Raw genomic sequence first — 20,741 nt, 5'->3', positions numbered from 1 at the left:
TTATTCGGTGAAATAAAGCCAGCGCCTTGTCGCTGGCTTTTTTTTTGCCTGCTTTTAGCGCACAGCGCTTAAAGTTCCGTAAATACGTGTGTTACTAGCCGAATCGCTGTTTGTTAACCGTTATGATAGCCGCTGCTCTGGGATAGCACAGGTCAATCACTCAGGAGAAAATGTGAATATCAGGCTTAAAAAATGGCTACAGAACGATGCGACCAGCGGCATAGTGCTGATTGTCGCCGCCGCGCTGGCGATGTTCCTCGCGAACAGCGCCGCCACGCAGCAGGGCTATCAGAACCTGCTGGCGATACCGGTGGAATTCCGCTTCGGCGCGCTCGATATCAGTAAGAATCTGCTGCTGTGGATCAACGACGCGCTGATGGCGGTGTTCTTTCTGATGGTGGGATTAGAAGTAAAGCGCGAAATGGTAATGGGCGCGCTGGCAAAGCGTGAACAGGCGATCTTCCCGCTGATTGCCGCGCTGGGCGGCATGCTGGCGCCGGGCCTGCTGTTTCTGGCCTTTAACGGCGCGGACCCCGCTACGCGCAGCGGCTGGGCCATTCCCACCGCCACCGATATCGCTTTTGCCCTTGGCATCCTCGCGCTGCTCGGCAGCCGCGTGCCGCCAGCGCTAAAAATCTTCCTGATGGCGCTGGCGATCATCGACGATCTCGGCGCCATTGTGATTATCGCGCTGTTCTACACCAGCGATCTGTCGATAGCCGCGCTGGGCGTCGCCGCGCTGGCGATTGTGGTGCTGGCGGCGATGAATCTGCTGAACGTGCGCAACACCGGGCTCTATCTGCTGGTCGGCATGGTGCTCTGGACCGCCGTGTTGAAATCGGGCGTGCATGCGACGCTGGCGGGCGTGGTGGTGGGCTTTTTAATCCCGCTGAAGAAGCAGGAGGGCCACTCGCCGGCGATTCACCTGGAGCACGCGCTGCATCCCTGGGTGCGCTGGCTGATCCTGCCGCTGTTCGCCTTCGCCAATGCGGGCGTGTCGCTGGACGGCGTGCACGCGGCGGATATCGTTTCGCTGCTGCCGCTGGGCATTATGGTGGGACTGCTGATCGGCAAGCCGCTGGGGATCACGCTCTTCTGCTGGCTGGCGGTGAAGTTCAGGCTGGCGACGCTGCCGCACAATACCCGCCTGGCGGATATCGCCGCGGTCGGCGTGCTGTGCGGCATCGGCTTTACCATGTCGATCTTCATCGCCTCGCTCGCCTACGGTGAGAGCAATCCGCAGCTGATTACGCTGGCGAAGCTGGGCATTTTGCTGGGGTCGATTCTGTCGGCGGTGGCGGGCTATCTGATCCTGAGGCGACGTCTGGCGGCGTAACCAGGACGAAAAAAAACCGGCTAAGCGCCGGTTCTTTTTTACAAAGCGATGAACAAAGGCTTACGCCATTTTGTTGATCTGAGCAGTCAGGTTTGCTTTATGACGTGCAGCTTTGTTTTTGTGGATCAGACCTTTAGCAGCCTGACGGTCCACGATCGGTTGCATTTCGTTAAATGCGTTCTGCGCAGCAGCTTTGTCGCCAGCTGCGATCGCCGCGTATACTTTCTTCACGAAAGTACGCATCATAGAACGACGGCTCGCGTTATGCTTGCGACGTTTTTCAGATGTTACGGCGCGTTTCTTAGCTGATTTGATATTAGCCAAGGTCCAACTCCCAAATGTGTTCTATATGGACAAATCAAAGGCCGAGGACTATGCCTTTTGAGCCTTCTTTTGTCAATGGATTTGTGCAAATAAGCGTCGTTTTACAAACCACGCCCGGTTACGTAATTGATGGCGCAAGATTCTACCAGCTTCCCCTCGTCAGATACAGCCTTTCACAACAAAATTCTCACAGAGCCGCGCCGCGCGCGCCAGGCCCTGATAAATGGCGCGTTCTGCGCAGGAAAGGTGTGGCGACGGGTTAACCTTCGCCGCTTTCAAGGGTATAATCCGCCGATTTCCACCGGTTTGAGTCAGCCATGAAGTTTATCCGCGGTATTCATAATCTAAACGAGCAGCATCGCGGCTGCGTCCTGACCATTGGTAACTTCGACGGCGTGCATCGCGGCCATCAGGCGCTGATGGCGCGCCTGTGCGAAGAGGGACGAAAACGCCAGCTTCCGGTGATGGTGATGCTGTTTGAGCCGCAGCCGCTTGAGCTGTTCGCCGGAGACAAAGCCCCGGCGCGCCTGACGCGCCTGCGGGAAAAGCTGAAGTTCCTGGCGGAAGCGGGCGTCGATCGGGTGCTGTGCGTGCGCTTCGACCGCCGCTTTGCCGCGCAGTCGGCGCAGTGCTTTATCACCGATCTGCTGGTGGATAAGCTGGACGTCAAATACCTGGCGGTGGGGGATGATTTCCGCTTTGGCGCTGGTCGCCAGGGCGATTTCCTGTTATTACAGAAGGCCGGTGCCGAGTACGGCTTTGACGTTGTCAGCACCGAAACCTTCTGCGACGGCGGCAAGCGTATCAGCAGCACCGCCGTGCGTCAGGCGCTGGCCAGTGACGACTTAGCGCTGGCGCAAACGCTGCTGGGCCACCCTTTCAGTATCTCTGGCCGCGTCGTGCACGGCGATGCGCTGGGACGCACCATCGGTTTCCCCACCGCGAACCTTCCTTTGCGCCGCATCGTCTCGCCGGTGAAAGGCGTGTATGCGGTGGAGGTGCTCGGTCTGGGGGCGCCTGTTCCCGGCGTGGCGAATATCGGCACGCGACCAACGGTAAAAGGATTGCGCCAGCAGCTTGAAGTTCACCTGCTTGACATCAATATCAATCTGTATGGAAAGCACATTGATGTGGTGCTGAAGCATAAGATACGTAACGAGCAGCGCTTTGCCTCACTGGAGGCGTTGAAAGAACAAATTGCGAAAGATGTGGTAACCGCCCGGCGCTTCTTTGGGCTTTAACCCCGCAAAAAACGGAAACGAGAATCTGATGAGTGACTATAAATCTACCCTGAATTTGCCCGAAACGGGGTTCCCGATGCGCGGCGATCTTGCCAAACGCGAACCGGGAATGCTGCAACGCTGGTATGATGACAACCTGTACGGCATCATCCGCGAAGCCAAAAAAGGGAAAAAAACCTTTATTCTGCATGACGGCCCTCCCTATGCGAACGGCAGCATCCATATTGGTCACTCAGTTAACAAGATTCTGAAAGACATTATCGTCAAGTCGAAAGGCATGGCGGGCTTCGACTCGCCTTACGTGCCGGGCTGGGACTGCCACGGCCTGCCGATCGAGCATAAGGTCGAGCAGATGATCGGCAAGCCGGGCGAGAAGGTGACGCCGGCTGAGTTCCGCGAAGCGTGCCGCAAATACGCCGCCGAGCAGGTCGAAGGGCAGAAGGCGGACTTTATCCGTCTTGGCGTGCTGGGCGACTGGGATCGTCCCTACCTGACAATGAACTTCCAGACCGAAGCCAACATCATCCGCGCGCTGGGCAAAATCATCGGCAATGGCCACCTGCACAAGGGCGCGAAGCCGGTGCACTGGTGCCTGGACTGCCGTTCGGCGCTGGCGGAAGCGGAAGTGGAATACTACGACAAAACCTCGCCCTCTATCGACGTGATGTTTAACGCGGTAGACCGCGACGCGGTGCGCGCAAAATTCGGCGACGCGCCGGCTAACGGCCCGATCTCGTTGGTGATCTGGACCACGACGCCCTGGACCATGCCGGCCAACCGCGCCATCTCGCTGCATCCGGAGTTTGACTATCAGCTGGTGCAGATCGACGGCCGCGCGCTGATCCTGGCGAAAGAGCTGGTAGAGAGCGTGCTGAAGCGCGCCGGCGTCGCCGAGTGGACCGTGCTGGGCGAATGCAAAGGCGCGGCGCTGGAGCGTCTGACGTTCCAGCATCCTTTCCTGGTGAACATTCAGTCGCCGGTGGTGCTGGGCGAGCACGTAACGCTTGAAGCGGGTACCGGCGCCGTGCATACCGCGCCGGGCCACGGTCCGGACGACTATGTTATCGGCCAGAAATATGGCATTGAAGTGGCGAACCCGGTTGGTCCGGACGGCACCTATCTGCCAGGCACCTATCCGACGCTGGACGGTCTGAACGTCTTCAAGGCCAACGACGTCATCGTTGAGCTGCTGAAAGAGAAGGGCGCGCTGCTGCACGTGGAAAAACTGCTGCACAGCTACCCGCACTGCTGGCGTCACAAAACGCCGATCATCTTCCGCGCCACGCCGCAGTGGTTCATCAGCATGGATCAGAAAGGCCTGCGCGCGCAATCGCTGAAAGAGATCAAAGGCGTGCAGTGGATCCCGGACTGGGGCCAGGCGCGTATCGAAGCGATGGTGGCGAACCGTCCCGACTGGTGCATCTCGCGTCAGCGCACCTGGGGCGTGCCGATGGCGCTGTTCGTGCACAAAGAGACCGAGCAGCTGCATCCCGACACGCTGGCGCTGATGGAGAAAGTGGCGCAGCGCGTTGAGCAGGATGGTATTCAGGCGTGGTGGGATCTCGACCCGCGCGAGCTGATGGGCGATGACGCCGACAGCTACGTGAAGGTGCCGGATACGCTGGACGTCTGGTTCGACTCCGGCTCCACCAGCTATGCGGTGGTCGACGCGCGTCCGGAATTTGGCGGCCACACGCCCGATATGTATCTGGAAGGTTCCGACCAGCATCGCGGCTGGTTTATGTCCTCGCTGATGATCTCGACCGCGATGAAGGGCAAAGCGCCCTATCGCCAGGTGCTGACCCACGGCTTCACCGTCGATGGTCAGGGCCGCAAGATGTCCAAATCGATCGGCAACACCGTTTCGCCGCAGGACGTGATGAACAAGCTGGGCGCGGATATTCTGCGCCTGTGGGTCGCCTCGACCGACTATTCCGGCGAGATGGCGGTTTCCGACGAGATCCTGAAGCGCTCCGCCGACGCCTATCGTCGTATCCGCAACACCGCGCGCTTCCTGCTGGCGAACCTTAACGGCTTCAACCCGGAAACCGATAGGGTCAAGCCGGAAGAGATGGTGGTGGTGGATCGCTGGGCGGTCGGCCGCGCGCAGGCGGCGCAGGCGGATATCGTCGCCTCCTACGACAACTACGATTTCCACGAAGTTATCCAGCGCCTGATGCAGTTCTGCTCGGTGGAGATGGGCTCGTTCTATCTCGATATCATTAAAGATCGCCAGTACACCGCGAAACGCGACAGCCTGGCGCGTCGCAGCTGTCAGACCGCGCTGTGGCACATCGTCGAGGCGCTGGTGCGCTGGATGGCGCCGATCATGTCCTTTACCGCCGACGAAATCTGGGGCTATCTGCCAGGCGAGCGCGCGCAGTACGTCTTTACCGAAGAGTGGTATAGCGACCTGTTTGGTCTTTCGCAGGGCGAAGCGCTGAACGACGACTACTGGGCGGAGCTGCTGAAAGTGCGCGGCGAAGTCAACAAGGCGATCGAGCAGGCGCGCAGCGACAAGCGTATCGGCGGCGCGCTGGAAGCGACCGTCACGCTCTATGCGGACGCGGCGCTGGCGGCGAAGCTGCAGGCGCTGGGCGACGAGCTGCGCTTTGTGCTGCTGACCTCGGGCGCGACGGTGGCGGACTATGCGCTGGCAAGCGAAGAAGCGCAGCAGAGCGAGCTGGTGAAAGGTCTGAAAATCGCGCTGCACAAGGCAGAAGGCGAGAAATGCCCGCGCTGCTGGCACTACACTACTGACGTCGGCCAGAACCCGGAGCATCTTGCGGTGTGCGGTCGTTGTTACACCAACCTGGCCGGCAACGGCGAAGAGCGTAAATTTGCCTGATGCGTAAACCTATTCTCTCAACCGGCTTACGCTGGGTATGGCTGGTGCTGGCGGTGATCCTGATCGATTTCGCCAGCAAGCAGTGGGTGATGAACAACATGATGCTGCATGAAACGCAGCCGCTAATGCCGTTCTTCAACCTGTTCTACGCGCACAACTACGGCGCGGCGTTCAGCTTCCTGGCGGACAAAGGCGGCTGGCAGCGCTGGTTCTTCGCCGGCATCGCCATCGCCATCGTGGTGGCGCTGCTGGTGATGATGTACCGCAGCCGCGCCAGCCAGAAGATCGTTAATATCGCCTACGCGCTGATTATCGGCGGCGCGGCAGGCAACCTGTTCGATCGTGCTTATCACGGATTCGTAGTCGACTTTATCGACTTCTATATCGGTGACTGGCACTTCGCCACCTTTAATATCGCTGACTGCGGCATCTGTATCGGCGCCGCGTTAGTGGTGCTGGAGGGCTTTTTCAGCCCTTCCGGCAAACAGGCAAAACAAGGGTAAGTCATGACAGTCTCTGTAGAGCGCGACAGCGCGGTGCTGCTGCATTTCACGCTGAAGCTGGAGGATGGCTCCGTCGCGGAGTCTACCTCCGCCTCTGGCAAACCGGCGCTGTTCCGCCTCGGCGACGGCAGCCTTTCCGACGCGCTGGAGCAGGAGCTGCTGGGACTGAAGGCGGGCGACAAGCACGCCTTTACGCTGGCGCCGGAAGCGGCGTTCGGCGCCGTCAGCCCGGATCTGATCCAGTACTTCTCGCGCCGCGACTTTATTCACGCGGGCGAGCCGGAAATCGGCGCCATCATGCTGTTTACCGGCATGGGCGGCAGCGAGATGCCGGGCGTGATCCGCGAAATCTCCGGCGATTCCATCACGGTGGACTTTAACCATCCGCTGGCCGGTCATCAGGTTCATTTCGATATCGACGTGCTGGAAGTCAATCCGGTACTGGAGGCAAACGATGCAAATCCTGCTGGCTAACCCGCGCGGCTTCTGCGCCGGTGTCGATCGCGCCATCAGCATTGTCGAGCGTGCGCTGGAGATGTACGGCGCGCCGATCTACGTGCGCCATGAGGTGGTGCATAACCGCTACGTGGTCAACAGCCTGCGCGAGCGCGGCGCGATCTTTATCGAAGAGATCGGCGAAGTGCCGGATAACGCCATCCTGATTTTCTCGGCGCACGGCGTGTCGCAGGCGGTGCGCGCCGAAGCCAAAGCGCGCAGCCTGACCATGCTGTTCGACGCCACCTGTCCGCTGGTGACCAAGGTGCATATGGAAGTGGCGCGCGCCAGCCGTAAAGGCGTGGAGGCGATCCTGATCGGCCATGCGGGCCATCCCGAAGTCGAGGGCACCATGGGCCAGTACAGCAACCCGAACGGCGGCATGTATCTGGTGGAGTCGCCCGAGGACGTGTTTAAGCTGCAGGTAAAGGATGAGAGCAATCTCTGCTTTATGACGCAGACCACGCTGTCGGTTGACGACACCTCTGAGGTGATCGACGCGCTGCGCGCGCGGTTCCCGGCGATTATTGGCCCGCGCAAGGATGACATCTGCTACGCCACCACCAACCGTCAGGAAGCGGTGCGTGTGCTGGCGCGCGACGCGGAGGTGGTGCTGGTGGTCGGCTCGAAGAACTCGTCAAACTCCAATCGTCTGGCGGAGCTGGCGCAGCGCGCCGGCAAGCTGGCGAAGCTGATCGACTCGGCGGACGATATCCAGGAAGAGTGGGTGAAGGGCGTCGAGTGCATCGGCGTCACCGCAGGCGCTTCGGCGCCCGATATTCTGGTGCAGCAGGTGATCCAGCGGCTGCGCGAGCTGGGCGGCGACGCGGCGATCGAGCTGATTGGGCGCGAAGAGAATATCGTGTTCGAGGTGCCGAAAGAGCTGCGCGTCGAGGTACGCAACGTGCAGTAACCGCGCATTATCCCTTGCAGACAGGCCGACATCAGTCTTAATGCTTGTCAGTTAAAGTCATGTTCAGGTAAGGCCGCGTTTTTCTCAAAACGGCGGCCTTTGTTTTATGCGTGTGCCGGTGCGGGCCAGCGCGCCTCCTCTGCTGCCGGGTCGTCCTCGCGCCGCTGCGCGGTGCCTTCGGCTGCAACGTCGCGCCGGCCGGACCGTTCGGGTACGGCCATCCAGGCCTACCCGAACTGCCTGTCGCATCCCTGCGACCGGCTCCGGGCACAACGTCTCCGCCTCAGCGCTGCGAATAGCCCTCTACAGCAGAGGAGGCGCACTGGCCTTAGATACAGTGCCCTTTGCAATACCGCCTGCACGCTTATGCCCTTTCCAGCAGCGCACACGGAAGCTGGCCAGCAGGCTGGAGCCGCTCAGGGACGGGCATTTCGCAGCGCTGAACAGAGTGAGTCTGCCAGGAGAGCCCGCAGGGATGCGGGCGAAAGGTGGGGCTGGAACAGGGAGGTTCCATCCCCGCCGGTCCGTCAGGCAGACGAATGACGTGAAGGTACCGCGTCAGCGGCGCGAGGACCGCCAGTCCCTGAGCGGTACCAGACTGCGTTATCACCCCATGCTTAACTGACAAGCATTACGACATAAGTCGGCCTTTTTCATGGGCAAAAAGGTTGAGTTCCAGCCAGCGGAATTGCTTTTACTGATAATCACTAAGCGCTACCCTGAAATTCTAATTATCCCGCATTAGTAGTGGCGTGACTGTTAACTGACCGTTAACCTGATTGCGCTTTGCATGCATAGTTTTGTATCAGGAATGAATAAATATGAAGAATTACCGCATTGCCATCGTGGGCGCGCCGGGCCGTATGGGGCGTAATCTGATTGAGGCGACGCAGCAGGCGGAGGGCGTTGAACTCGGCGCCGCGCTGGTGCGTCCCGGATCTTCGCTGGTGGGCAGCGACGCAGGCGAGCTGGCCGGAACGGGCAAAAACGGGGTGATCATCACCGACGATTTACGCAGCGTGATGGATGATTTCGACGTGCTGGTGGATTTCACCCGTCCCGAAGGCACGCTGCACTATCTGGCGCTGTGCCGTGAATATAAAAAAGCGATGGTGATCGGCACCACCGGCTTCGATGAGGCGGGCAAAGCGGCTATTCAGGCGGCCTCGACCGAGATCCCCATCGTCTTTGCCGCTAATTTTAGCATCGGCGTCAACCTGGTGCTGAAGCTGCTGGAGAAGGCGGCGAAGGTAATGGGCGACTACGCCGATATCGAAATCGTCGAAGCGCACCATCGACACAAAGTCGATGCCCCTTCCGGCACCGCGCTGGCGATGGGCGAAGCGATCGCCGACGCCATGAACTGGAATTTAAACCAGCACGCCGTCTACGCGCGCGAAGGGCACACCGGCGAGCGTCAGCCGCAGACCATTGGTTTCGCCACGGTGCGCGCGGGTGATATCGTCGGCGAGCATACCGCGATGTTTGCGGATATCGGCGAGCGCGTTGAGATTACCCACAAGGCCTCAAGTCGTATGACCTTTGCAAAAGGCGCAGTTAAGTCTGCATTCTGGCTGAAAGAGAAGAAAAGCGGACTTTATGATATGCGAGATGTGCTGGATCTCTCGATGTTGTGAGTGTTGTGAACCATTGTGATGTGGTTATTTCAATCGGTAACAGATTGATTGAACAGGGCGATAGCGTTATCGCCCTTTATTTTTATCTAAAATAAGCCTTTGCTTGGTTAATTCATGCCAGGCTGGTAAAAGAATGATTTCTGGCTGCCGTTGCGGTTAAAAAAAGAGCTTTTTTGACCATTTGGTCAAAAATAGCAGCCTGCGGGCCGCACTTTTATTTTATTTCACCCAGGCAACCGTTTATTCCCGCCGCTAATCTCGCTTTTTTGCGACTTATTCCTGGTTTTATCCGTCAGTGACGCGAAAACAGCTAAAAAATCGTCTTGCAGGGTAGACAAGCCGCAGGGGGATCATTAGAATGCGCGCAATTTGCCAAAAATCGACCACTCAGGCGGTTTTTGCCTTGATTCAGGGCCAAATTTTGAATTAATATGCAAATATTGTGACTGTTTATTCCCTGGAGGATGTTTTGATTAAGTCAGCGCTCTTGGTTCTGGAAGACGGAACCCAATTCCACGGTCGGGCCATCGGGGCAACGGGATCGGCAGTGGGGGAGGTCGTTTTCAATACGTCAATGACCGGTTATCAAGAAATACTCACTGATCCCTCCTATTCCCGCCAGATCGTCACCCTCACTTATCCCCATATCGGCAATGTCGGCGTCAACGCCGCTGACGCAGAATCGACCCAAATTCACGCGCAAGGCCTGGTCATTCGCGACCTGCCGCTGATTGTCAGCAACTTCCGCAGCGAAGAGAGCCTGTCAGCCTACCTGCAGCGCAATAACGTGGTGGGCATCGCCGATATCGACACCCGCAAGCTGACGCGTCTGCTGCGTGAAAAAGGGGCGCAGAACGGCTGCATCATCGCGGGCGACAACCCGGACGCGGCGCTGGCGCTGCAGAAAGCGCAGGCGTTTCCGGGGCTGAAAGGGATGGATCTGGCGAAAGAGGTCACAACGGCGGAAACCTATAGCTGGCAGCAGGGCTCCTGGACGCTGAACGAGGGCCTGCCGCAGCCGAAGAGCGCGGAAGCGCTGCCGTACCACGTCGTGGCCTACGACTACGGCGTCAAGTTCAACATCTTCCGCATGCTGGTGGATCGCGGCTGTCGCCTGACGGTGGTGCCGGCGCAGACGCCTGCCGAAGAGGTGCTGAAGCTCAATCCAGACGGCATTTTCCTCTCCAACGGCCCAGGCGACCCGGAGCCGTGCGATTACGCCATCAGCGCCATTAAGGCGTTCCTCGACACCGACATCCCGGTGTTCGGCATCTGCCTCGGCCATCAGCTGCTGGCGCTGGCGAGCGGCGCGAAAACCGTGAAAATGAAGCTCGGCCACCACGGCGGCAACCATCCGGTGCAGGATCTCGACAACAATACGGTGATGATCACCGCGCAGAACCACGGCTTCGCCGTCGATGACGCCAGCCTGCCGGCAAATCTGCGCGTGACGCACATTTCACTGTTCGACAAAACGGTGCAGGGCATTCACCGCACCGACAAACCGGCGTTCAGCTTCCAGGGACATCCGGAAGCGAGTCCGGGTCCGCACGACGCCGCGCCGCTGTTCGATCACTTTATTGAACTGATCGACGCCTATCGTTCGAAAGCTAAGTAATCAGGAGCCTGAAAATGCCAAAACGTACTGATATAAAATCCATCCTGATCCTTGGCGCAGGCCCGATTGTTATCGGCCAGGCCTGTGAGTTCGACTACTCTGGCGCGCAGGCGTGTAAAGCGCTGCGCGAAGAGGGCTACCGCGTCATTCTGGTCAACTCTAATCCGGCGACCATCATGACCGACCCGGAAATGGCCGATGCGACCTATATCGAGCCGATTCACTGGGAAGTGGTGCGCAAAATTATTGAAAAAGAGCGTCCGGACGCGGTGCTGCCAACCATGGGCGGCCAGACGGCGCTGAACTGCGCGCTGGAGCTGGAGCGTCAGGGCGTGCTGGAAGAGTTCGGCGTCACCATGATTGGCGCCACCGCCGATGCCATCGATAAAGCAGAAGATCGTCGTCGCTTCGACGTGGCGATGAAAAGCATCGGACTGGATACGGCGCGTTCAGGCATCGCCCATACCATGGAAGAGGCGCTGGCCGTGGCGGAAGATGTCGGCTTCCCGTGCATTATCCGTCCCTCGTTCACCATGGGCGGCACCGGCGGCGGCATCGCCTACAACCGCGAAGAGTTTGAAGAGATCTGCGAGCGCGGTCTGGATCTCTCGCCGACCAACGAGCTGCTGATCGATGAGTCGCTGATTGGCTGGAAAGAGTATGAGATGGAGGTGGTGCGCGACAAGAACGACAACTGCATCATTGTCTGCTCTATCGAAAACTTTGACGCCATGGGCATCCACACCGGCGACTCCATTACCGTCGCCCCGGCGCAGACGCTGACCGATAAAGAGTATCAGATCATGCGTAACGCCTCGCTGGCGGTGCTGCGTGAAATCGGCGTGGAAACCGGCGGCTCTAACGTGCAGTTCTCGGTTAACCCGAAGGACGGGCGCCTGATCGTTATCGAGATGAACCCGCGCGTATCGCGCTCCTCGGCGCTCGCCTCTAAGGCGACCGGCTTCCCGATCGCCAAAGTGGCGGCCAAGCTGGCGGTCGGCTTTACCCTCGACGAGCTGATGAACGATATCACCGGCGGCCTGACCCCGGCGTCGTTCGAACCCTCAATCGACTACGTTGTCACCAAGATCCCGCGCTTTAACTTCGAGAAATTCGCCGGTGCCAACGACCGTCTCACCACGCAGATGAAGTCGGTAGGCGAAGTCATGGCGATTGGCCGCACCTTCCAGGAGTCGATGCAGAAAGCGCTGCGCGGTCTGGAAGTAGGCGCCAACGGCTTTGACCCGAAAGTGCATCTCGACGACGCCGACGCGCTGACCCGCATTCGCCGCGAGCTGAAAGATGCCGGCGCTGAGCGTATCTGGTACATCGCCGACGCGTTCCGTGCCGGCATGTCGGTCGACGGCGTCTTTAACCTGACCAACATCGACCGCTGGTTCCTGGTGCAGATCGAAGAGCTGGTGCGTCTGGAAGAGCAGGTGGCGCGCGAAGGCGTCAACGGCCTGAGCCAGCCGTTCCTGCGCGCGCTGAAGCGTAAAGGCTTTGCCGACGCGCGTCTGGCAGCGCTGGCGGGCGTCTCAGAAGGCGAGATCCGCAAGCTGCGTCAGCAGTACAACCTGCACCCGGTTTACAAGCGCGTCGACACCTGCGCCGCCGAGTTCGCCACCGATACCGCCTACATGTACTCCACCTATGAAGAGGAGTGCGAGGCGAACCCGAACCAGGATCGCGACAAGATCATGGTGCTGGGCGGCGGACCGAACCGTATCGGCCAGGGCATTGAGTTCGACTACTGCTGCGTGCACGCCGCGCTGGCGCTGCGCGAAGACGGCTTCGAAACCATTATGGTGAACTGCAACCCGGAAACCGTCTCCACCGACTACGACACCTCTGACCGTCTCTACTTTGAGCCGGTGACGCTGGAAGACGTGCTGGAGATCGTGCGCATCGAGCAGCCGAAAGGGGTAATCGTGCAGTACGGCGGTCAGACGCCGTTGAAGCTGGCGCGCGCGCTGGAAGCCGCGGGCGTGCCGGTTATCGGCACCAGCCCGGACGCCATTGACCGCGCTGAAGACCGCGAGCGCTTCCAGCAGGCGGTCGACCGCCTCAACCTGAAGCAGCCGGCTAACGCCACCGTCACCACGCTGGAGCAGGCGGTCGAGAAAGCGGCCAGCCTCGGCTATCCGCTGGTGGTGCGCCCCTCCTACGTGCTGGGCGGCCGCGCCATGGAGATCGTCTATGACGAGATCGACCTCAAGCGCTACTTCCAGACCGCCGTCTCCGTCTCTAACGACGCGCCGGTGCTGCTGGATCGCTTCCTGGACGACGCGGTGGAAGTGGACGTCGACGCCATCTGCGACGGCGAGCGCGTGCTGATTGGCGGCATCATGGAGCATATCGAGCAGGCTGGCGTGCACTCAGGCGACTCCGCCTGTTCGCTGCCGGCCTACACGCTGAGCCAGGAGATCCAGAACGTGATGCGCCAGCAGGTCGAGCGCCTGGCGTTCGAACTCAACGTGCGCGGCCTGATGAACGTGCAGTTCGCGGTGAAGGACAACGAGGTTTACCTGATTGAGGTCAACCCGCGCGCCGCCCGTACCGTGCCGTTTGTCTCCAAAGCCACCGGCGTACCGCTGGCGAAAGTCGCGGCGCGCGTGATGGCGGGCAAAACTCTGGCGGAGCAGGGCGTCACCAAAGAGGTGATCCCACCTTACTACTCGGTGAAAGAGGTGGTGCTGCCGTTTAACAAGTTCCAGGGCGTGGACCCAATCCTCGGCCCGGAAATGCGCTCCACCGGCGAAGTGATGGGCGTGGGACGCACCTTTGCCGAAGCCTTCTCTAAAGCGATGCTGGGCGCGCAGAGCAACATGAAGAAGAGCGGTCGCGCGCTGCTGTCGGTGCGCGAAGGGGACAAAAAGCGCATCGTCGATCTGGCGGCCAAGCTGCTGAAGTTCGGCTTTGAGCTGGACGCTACCCACGGCACCGCCGTGGTGCTGGGCGAGGCGGGTATCAATCCGCGTCTGGTGAATAAGGTGCACGAAGGTCGTCCGCATATTCAGGATCGCCTGAAGAACGGCGAATATACCTATATTGTCAACACCACCGCCGGCCGTCAGGCGATTGAAGACTCACGCGTCATCCGTCGCAGCGCGCTGCAGTATAAAGTGCACTACGACACTACGCTGAACGGCGGTTTCGCCACCGCCATGTCGCTGAATGCCGACCCGACAGAGCAGGTTATTTCCGTACAGGAAATGCACGCGCTGATTAACGGTTAATTTCGGTGCATAATTAAACGGCCCTGCGGGGCCGTTTTTTTTATTTTTTTAAACCGATCCTCAATAATAAATAACTAAAAACGATTAAAGTTTTGCAGGTTTGTCTTTAGGCTTAGCGCGGAATGCGGTAATTCTCATTTCCCCTAAAAACCGCACAAATTTATAAAGCGAAAGCGTATCGGCACGACGTAATATTTCGCCGCCTATTATTCCGGGCCAATCAGGAACCTATAAAAAAATGAAAATGCGTGCTTTCACACTGAGCGCCATCGCTGCATTAATGGCGGCTGCGCCATTTGCCAGCCAGGCCGAAATTACTCTGCTTAAACAAGATCCGCAGGCGGGCGATCCGCTGAGCCGACTGAACTTCACCGTTGGCGGCAGCATTCGTCCGCAGTTCGAACACCAGACCGGCGTCAACGACAAATCCTACAAGCGTAATGGCTTTGACGGCGGCACCCGTTTCCGCTTCGCCGCTGACTATTATCTGTTCGACGATATTAGCTGGGCGAGCTATTACGAAGTCGGCGTAAATATTCCCGCAGTATTCGACTGGGACAATCACTATAAAGATGGCGCGAACGACACCACGCGTCGCCAGCTTTACACCGGTCTGAAAAGCAAAACCTGGGGCGAAATCTATTTCGGCCAGCAGAACAGCGTATTCTATGATGTGGTCGGCGCGAAAACCGATATCTGGGATTACGACATGAAAGGCCAGGCGCCGGGCAACGGCATCAATGGCGACTACGACGGTTCATACCGCTCACGCAAACAGCTGAAGTATAAAAACAGCTTCGGCGCGGTCGACCTGTATGCCTCTTACCTGTTCAGCGACAACGAATACCTGCCGGGCAACGGCCTGCGCTACAAGCGCAAAGGCGGCGGCTCGCTGGGCGTGGATTATCACATCACCGACGACCTGACCTGGGGCACGGCGTGGAACTATACCCGCGCGGAGATGCGTAATCCGGGCAATGGCGACAGCGGCGACTACAACCAGAATATCTACGGCACCGCACTGAGCTGGAAGCCGGGCAACTGGACGCTCTCTGCTGGCGGCGGCTGGTATCAGAACTTCCTGCTGACCAAGCGCAGCAACGTCAACGACTACTTCGCCGACGACGCCTGGGGCCTGGAGTACTTCGCTGGCTATAAGATCCCGGTTAAGCAGTACGGCCTGAAAGCGATTCAGCCCTACGTGATGGGCGACCGTCTGGAGTACGTCAACGGTCGCAACTATCAGCGTATCGACAACGGCCTGGGTGTGACGCTGTTCCTCGACTACGGCTTCCGCGTCGATTACGAACACGTCTTTACCTCCAGCACCGACAACCTGGGCGATATCAACCTGGTGCGTCTGCGCTACGATTTCTAACGGTCTGAAGCGTGAAACGGCTCCTGCGGGAGCCGTTTTTTTTGGCCGACGCGCCGCAAATAAGCGCCGGTTTCCCGCCTTGTATCGGCTAACCGATTTTATCTGGCGGCTTGCGGGGTTGTGCCGGGAAAAAGCGGTTTAAAACTCTGCCCAACCCGCAAAAGGCGGTGGCAAAAGCCCTTTACGTAATAAGACTCTTCCCGCTATCGACGAAAGTTTCGCCTTTACGTATGATGGCGCCAATTTTTTACTGTGAGTCTCTTAACATGATTAGTCTGATCGCGGCATTAGCAGCGGATCGCGTCATTGGTATGGAAGGTGCCATGCCGTGGAACCTGCCTGCAGATTTGGCGTGGTTCAAACGCAACACCCTGAATAAACCGGTTATTATGGGTCGCCTGACCTTTGAATCCATCGGTCGTCCGCTGCCTGGACGGCTGAATATCGTCGTCAGCAGCCAGCCCGGCACGGCCGAAGGGGTCACCTGGGTGACGTCGCTGGATGACGCAATCGCCGCCGCTGGCGATGTGCCGGAGATCATGGTGATTGGCGGCGGGCGCATCTATGAGCAGATGCTCAAGCGCGCCGATCGTCTCTATCTCACCCATATCGATGCCGAAGTCGAAGGGGACACCCAGTTCCCGGACTACGAGCCGGATGAGTGGCAGTCGACCTTCAGCGAATTCCATGACGCTGACGAGCAGAACTCTCACAGCTACTGCTTCGAAATTCTCGATCGTCGCTAAGCACGAGAAAGTAAAAAGGCCTTGTCCGTGGACAAGGCCTTTTTTTATGCGTCGCTCAGGCGGACTGCTGCGGCGGCAGCGTTTCCGTCATCGACGGCTGGCGGCTGGACGGCTGGGTAAAGTAGCGCTGGCTTTCCCAGTGCAGCAGCGTCAGCACGCCGCCCCAGCAGCAGCCGGTATCCAGTCCGATCACGCCGGGCGGCGTGCCTTTGCCTTCCAGCGACGCCCAGTGGCCGAAGATTTGCGTGTAGCCTTCGGGCAGCCTGTTGGGAATGGCGAACCAGGGCTTCAGCGGCGGCGGCGCGGAATCGGGCGCCTCTTTGCAGATCATATCGAGCTGCCCGTTGGGAAAGCAGAGGCGCATGCGCGTCAGGGCGTTAGCGGAGAAGCGCAGGCGCGCCAGCCCGCTCAGCTCCGGCGTCCAGTTATTGGGCATGTCGCCATACATCGCGTCGAGAAACAGCGGGTAGCTGTCGCTAGAGAGCACCGCTTCCAGCTCGCGCGCGCAGGCTTGCGCCGTCTCCAGATCCCACTGCGGCGTGACGCCGGCGTGCGCCATCACCAGCTTCTTCTCTTCATCAACCTGCAACAGCGGCTGACGGCGCAGCCAGTTGATCAGCTCGTCGGCATCTTCTGCTTCCAGCAGCGGCGTCAGGCGATCCTTCGGCTTGTTGCGGCTAATGCCGGCAAAGACCGCCAGCAGATGCAGATCGTGATTGCCCAGCACCATACGCACGCTCTGGCCGAGGGATTTCACGTAGCGCAGCACCTCAAGCGAGCTCGGACCGCGCGCCACCAGATCGCCGGTCAGCCACAGCGTATCCTGTTCAGGCGAAAAATCGACCTGCTCCAGCAGCGCGCGCAGCTCATCGTAACAGCCGTGGATGTCGCCAATCAGATATGTGCTCATAGAGAAGTTATCCGCAATAAAAAACCGCGCCCGGCAGAGCCGGGCGAAGGGTAAAAAGATCAGTGTATATGGGTTTCCAGGGCGAGTCGGAACACCGGGATGTCGATGTTAAAGGTTTCACCCTCTTCATCCTGCATCACATAGTGGCCCTGCATGGTGCCCATCGGCGTTTCGATAATCGCGCCGCTGGTGTACTGAAATTCGCTGCCGGGCGCGATAAAGGGCTGCTCACCAACCACGCCTTCGCCCTGAACTTCGGTTTCGCGTCCGTTGCCGTTGGTGATCAGCCAGTAACGGCCCAGCAGTTGCACAGCGGTACGGCCCAGATTGCGGATGGTGATGGTATAAGCAAAGACGTAGCGCTCTTCTTCCGGCGAAGACTGAGAGGCGATATAGAGACTTTGTACCTGAATAGACATCCGGGCCGATTCACTCATGCATTACTCCAGCGGTTCAACGTTATGCGTCGCCAGCCAGTTGGCTAACTGACAGTATTGCGCCACCGACACGTTTTCCGCGCGGAGTCCTGCATCAATGCCCAGCTCATCCAGCGCGCCGACGGCGAACAGGTAGCCGAGGCTGTTGCGCAGCGTTTTGCGGCGCTTGCCGAACGCTTCGGTGGTGATGCGGCTCAGGACGCGAATATCGCTTACCGGATGCGGCGGCTCGACAAACGGCACCAGACGCACCACGGCCGAATCCACTTTAGGCGGCGGCGTAAAAGAGTGCGGCGGCACTTCCAGCACCGGGATCACCTGGCAGTAGTACTGCGCCATCACGCTGAGGCGGCCGTAGGCTTTGCTGCCAGGCCCGGCGACGAGGCGGTTGACCACCTCTTTCTGCAGCATGAAGTGCATATCTTTAATCGAACCAGTATAGCTGAAAAGGTGGAACATCAGCGGGGTCGAAATATTGTAGGGCAGGTTGCCAAATACGCGCAGCGGCTGCCCTTTTTCTTTGGCCAGCGCGGCGAAATCGAAGGTCATCGCATCCTGCTGATAGATCGTCAGCTTGGGGCCGAGGAACGGATGGGTCTGCAGACGCGCAGCCAGATCGCGGTCCAGCTCGACCACCGTTAAGGCGTCGAGGCGTTCGCCGACCGGTTCGGTCAGCGCGCCGAGGCCTGGGCCAATCTCCACCAGCGCTTCGCTGCGCTGCGGATGGATGGCGGAGACAATGCTGTCGATAATGTACTGATCGTTCAGGAAGTTCTGCCCGAAACGTTTACGGGCGTAGTGCCCCTGATGGACGCGATTATTCATTACTGCTCTTGATCATAGTGATGGCGAGGTTAAGCGCCGTAATAAAGCTGCCCGGCTCCGCCTGACCCAGACCGGCCAGTTCCAGCGCGGTGCCGTGGTCAACGGAGGTGCGGATAAAGGGCAGACCAAGCGTGATATTCACCGCGCGGCCAAACCCCTGAAATTTTAGCACCGGCAAACCCTGATCGTGATACATCGCCAGCACCGCATCGGCGTGCTGCAGATATTTCGGCTGGAACAGGGTGTCGGCGGGAAGCGGTCCGGTCAGCTGAATGCCCTGTTCGCGCAGGGAGTCGAGCGCCGGAATAATGGTATCGATCTCTTCGCGTCCCATATGGCCGCTTTCGCCCGCATGGGGATTTAGCCCGCAGACAAAGATATGCGGCTGCGCGATGGCGAACTTCTGCTGCAGGTCGCGGTGCAGAATGGTGATTACTTCGCGCAGGCTGGCGTGGGTAATCGCCGCAGAGACATCTTTCAGCGGCAGATGGGTGGTGGCCAGCGCCACGCGCAGTTCTTCGGTCGCCAGCATCATCACCACGCGATGACCGCCGGCGCGATCGGCAAAAAACTCGGTGTGGCCGGTAAAGGGGATGCCCGCATCGTTTATCACGCCTTTATGCACCGGTCCGGTGATCAGGGCGGCAAACTCGCCGTTCAGACAGCCGTCGCAGGCGCGCGCCAGCGTCGCCAGTACGTAGGGGCTGTTGGCCGGTTGAAGGACACCCGGCGTCACCGGCTGCGCGGTGTCGACGGGCAGCACCGTCAGCGTGCCCGCCTGCTGCGGCTGTGCCGCGACGCCAGGCTGATAGTCGCGCAGCGTCAGCGGCAGGCCGAGCAGGGCGGCGCGCTCGCGCAGCAGCTGCGGCGAGGCGCACACCACCAGTTCAACCGGCCAGCTCTGCTGAGCCAGTTGAATGGCGAGATCGGGACCAATCCCGGCGGGTTCGCCGGGGGTGATAACGACGCGAAAATTACTGCGCATTGCCGTCCAGAATCTTCACGTAGGCGCTGGCGCGCTGCTCCTGCATCCAGGTTTGCGCTTCTTCCGCAAACTTGCGGTTGAACAGCAGGCGATAGGCGCGCTCTTTTTGCGCCGCATCGGTCTTATCGACCTGGCGGGTGTCCAGCAACTGGATCAGGTGCCAGCCGAACGAAGAGTGAACCGGCTGGCTGGTCTGGCCTTTCTGCAGCTTCAGCAGCGCGTCGCGGAAGGCGGGATCGAACGCTTCCGGCGAAGACCAGCCCAGATCGCCGCCCTGGTTAGCGGAGCCTGGATCGTCAGAGAACTGTTTCGCCGCGGCGGCGAAGCTGGTTTTACCGCTGCGAATATCGGCGGCGATCTGTTCCAGCTTCGCGCGCGCCTGGTCGTCGGTGAGGATCGGCGACGGCTTCAGCAGAATATGGCGCGCGTGCACTTCGGTGACAGAGATGTTTTTGCTCTCGCCGCGCAGGTCGTTGACCTTCAGGATATGGAAGCCGACGCCGGAGCGGATCGGACCGACGATATCGCCTTTCTTCGCGGTGGAAAGCGCCTGGGCGAACAGGGTCGGCAGCTCTTCAATTTTGCCCCAGCCCATGTTGCCGCCTTTCAGCGCCTGTGGATCGGCGGAGTAGGTGACGGCCAGCTTGCCGAAATCTGCGCCGCCTTTCAGTTCGCCGACCAGCTGCTTAGCCAGCGCTTCCTGATCGTCGACCTGCTGCTGCGACGGGTTTTCCGGCAGCGGTAGCAGGATCTGGCTGACGTTGAGTTCGGTGCCCTGGCTGTTTTGCGCGCCGACCTGGGTGGCGAGCGTGTCGACTTCCTGCGGCAGAATGGTGACGCGACGACGAACTTCGTTGTTGCGCACCTCGGCGATCAGCATCTCTTTGCGGATCTGTCCGCGATAGTCGCTGTAGTTGACGCCGTCGTAGGCGAGACGGCTACGCAGCTGGTCGAGGCTCATATGGTTCTGCGCGGCGATATTGCCGATCGCCTGGTCGAGTTGCTGATCGTTGATCTGCAGGCCCGCTTTTTCGCCCATCTGCAGGATGATGTTGTCCATGATCTGGCGTTCAAGGATCTGGTGACGCAGGGTTTTGTCGTCCGGCAACTGCTGGCCAGCCTGTTGCGCCTGCGCCTTCACGGTGCGCAGCATATTATCTACGTCACTTTCGAGAACGACGCCGTTGTTAACAACGGCGGCGACTTTATCAACCACTTGTGGTGCTGCGAACGCGGTGTTGGCGGCGATCGCCACACCCAGAATCAGCATTCTCCAGTTCTTCATACTTTATCCATTGTTGTTTCC

17 protein-coding genes are annotated in these 20,741 nt (G+C 59.4%); 11 read left to right on the top strand and 6 right to left on the bottom strand.

Annotation, left to right across the window (positions count from 1 at the left end; all coding sequences use genetic code 11):
• The first annotated feature begins 172 nt into the window (after nucleotides 1-172).
• The gene (gene nhaA, locus MC269_RS15635) at nucleotides 173-1,336 is read left to right on the top strand and encodes a Na+/H+ antiporter NhaA (RefSeq protein WP_239952957.1); all 1,164 of its coding nucleotides are present in this window, start codon (nucleotides 173-175) and stop codon (nucleotides 1,334-1,336) included.
• 60 nt (nucleotides 1,337-1,396) lie between these two features.
• Here the strand turns inward: nhaA and rpsT are convergent, their stop codons facing one another.
• Nucleotides 1,397-1,660 (bottom strand): 30S ribosomal protein S20, encoded by a 264-nt coding sequence (gene rpsT, locus MC269_RS15630; RefSeq protein WP_033749434.1) that lies wholly within the window; start codon nucleotides 1,658-1,660, stop codon nucleotides 1,397-1,399.
• A 317-nt stretch (nucleotides 1,661-1,977) separates the two neighbouring features.
• Here rpsT and ribF point away from each other — a divergent pair, with 317 nt between their 5' ends.
• From ribF to folA, 10 genes are all read left to right on the top strand, one after another.
• Nucleotides 1,978-2,901 carry a bifunctional riboflavin kinase/FAD synthetase gene (gene ribF / locus MC269_RS15625; RefSeq protein ID WP_081138698.1) on the top strand — a complete coding sequence of 308 codons (924 nt, stop codon included), beginning with the start codon at nucleotides 1,978-1,980 and terminating at the stop codon, nucleotides 2,899-2,901.
• A gap of 28 nt (nucleotides 2,902-2,929) precedes the next feature.
• Nucleotides 2,930-5,749, top strand: a complete 2,820-nt coding sequence (gene ileS, locus MC269_RS15620; RefSeq protein WP_239952956.1) for an isoleucine--tRNA ligase — start codon at nucleotides 2,930-2,932, stop codon at nucleotides 5,747-5,749.
• Nucleotides 5,749-6,252, top strand: coding sequence for a signal peptidase II (gene lspA, locus MC269_RS15615; protein ID WP_239952955.1), 504 nt, complete (start codon nucleotides 5,749-5,751; stop codon nucleotides 6,250-6,252). Before ileS ends, lspA begins: the two co-directional genes overlap by 1 nt.
• A 3-nt stretch (nucleotides 6,253-6,255) precedes the next feature.
• The gene (fkpB, locus tag MC269_RS15610) at nucleotides 6,256-6,726 is read left to right on the top strand and encodes an FKBP-type peptidyl-prolyl cis-trans isomerase (protein WP_239952954.1); all 471 of its coding nucleotides are present in this window, start codon (nucleotides 6,256-6,258) and stop codon (nucleotides 6,724-6,726) included.
• Entirely contained in the window at nucleotides 6,707-7,660 is a 954-nt protein-coding gene (gene ispH / locus MC269_RS15605) for a 4-hydroxy-3-methylbut-2-enyl diphosphate reductase (RefSeq protein WP_081138690.1), read from the top strand. Before fkpB ends, ispH begins: the two co-directional genes overlap by 20 nt.
• A gap of 821 nt (nucleotides 7,661-8,481) precedes the next feature.
• Nucleotides 8,482-9,297: a 4-hydroxy-tetrahydrodipicolinate reductase gene (gene dapB, locus MC269_RS15600; protein WP_239952953.1), complete on the top strand. Its 816-nt coding sequence runs from the start codon at nucleotides 8,482-8,484 to the stop codon at nucleotides 9,295-9,297.
• Nucleotides 9,298-9,766: 469 nt separating this feature from the next.
• Nucleotides 9,767-10,915 carry a glutamine-hydrolyzing carbamoyl-phosphate synthase small subunit gene (gene carA / locus MC269_RS15595; RefSeq protein WP_081138685.1) on the top strand — a complete coding sequence of 383 codons (1,149 nt, stop codon included), beginning with the start codon at nucleotides 9,767-9,769 and terminating at the stop codon, nucleotides 10,913-10,915.
• 14 nt (nucleotides 10,916-10,929) lie between these two features.
• Entirely contained in the window at nucleotides 10,930-14,154 is a 3,225-nt protein-coding gene (carB, locus tag MC269_RS15590; protein WP_239952952.1) for a carbamoyl-phosphate synthase large subunit, read from the top strand.
• A 238-nt stretch (nucleotides 14,155-14,392) separates the two neighbouring features.
• Nucleotides 14,393-15,532, top strand: a complete 1,140-nt coding sequence (locus MC269_RS15585) for a porin (RefSeq protein ID WP_239952951.1) — start codon at nucleotides 14,393-14,395, stop codon at nucleotides 15,530-15,532.
• A 266-nt stretch (nucleotides 15,533-15,798) separates the two neighbouring features.
• Nucleotides 15,799-16,278, top strand: a complete 480-nt coding sequence (folA, locus tag MC269_RS15580; RefSeq protein WP_239952950.1) for a type 3 dihydrofolate reductase — start codon at nucleotides 15,799-15,801, stop codon at nucleotides 16,276-16,278.
• 55 nt (nucleotides 16,279-16,333) lie between these two features.
• On the opposite strand, the gene apaH is transcribed toward folA, so the two are convergent.
• From apaH to surA, 5 genes are read right to left on the bottom strand one after another with little or no spacing between them, the layout of a single operon-like run.
• Nucleotides 16,334-17,188, bottom strand: coding sequence for a bis(5'-nucleosyl)-tetraphosphatase (symmetrical) ApaH (gene apaH, locus MC269_RS15575; RefSeq protein ID WP_239952949.1), 855 nt, complete (start codon nucleotides 17,186-17,188; stop codon nucleotides 16,334-16,336).
• A 59-nt stretch (nucleotides 17,189-17,247) separates the two neighbouring features.
• Nucleotides 17,248-17,625, bottom strand: a complete 378-nt coding sequence (apaG, locus tag MC269_RS15570; RefSeq protein WP_081138672.1) for a Co2+/Mg2+ efflux protein ApaG — start codon at nucleotides 17,623-17,625, stop codon at nucleotides 17,248-17,250.
• A gap of 3 nt (nucleotides 17,626-17,628) precedes the next feature.
• Nucleotides 17,629-18,450: a 16S rRNA (adenine(1518)-N(6)/adenine(1519)-N(6))-dimethyltransferase RsmA gene (gene rsmA, locus MC269_RS15565; protein WP_239952948.1), complete on the bottom strand. Its 822-nt coding sequence runs from the start codon at nucleotides 18,448-18,450 to the stop codon at nucleotides 17,629-17,631.
• A complete protein-coding gene (gene pdxA, locus MC269_RS15560; RefSeq protein WP_081138667.1) occupies nucleotides 18,443-19,435 on the bottom strand; it encodes a 4-hydroxythreonine-4-phosphate dehydrogenase PdxA in 993 nt (330 codons plus the stop codon). The genes rsmA and pdxA overlap by 8 nt, the downstream gene beginning before the upstream one ends.
• Nucleotides 19,425-20,720 carry a peptidylprolyl isomerase SurA gene (gene surA, locus MC269_RS15555; RefSeq protein WP_081138664.1) on the bottom strand — a complete coding sequence of 432 codons (1,296 nt, stop codon included), beginning with the start codon at nucleotides 20,718-20,720 and terminating at the stop codon, nucleotides 19,425-19,427. Before surA ends, pdxA begins: the two co-directional genes overlap by 11 nt.
• Between the last annotated feature and the right edge of the window lie 21 nt (nucleotides 20,721-20,741).

Origin of the sequence: Pantoea sp. Z09 (assembly GCF_022394795.1) — a bacterium.
Taxonomy (GTDB): domain Bacteria; phylum Pseudomonadota; class Gammaproteobacteria; order Enterobacterales; family Enterobacteriaceae; genus Pantoea; species Pantoea latae.
The sequence above is the reverse complement of the archived record's forward strand: the minus strand, read 5'-3'. Positions and strand labels throughout refer to the sequence as shown.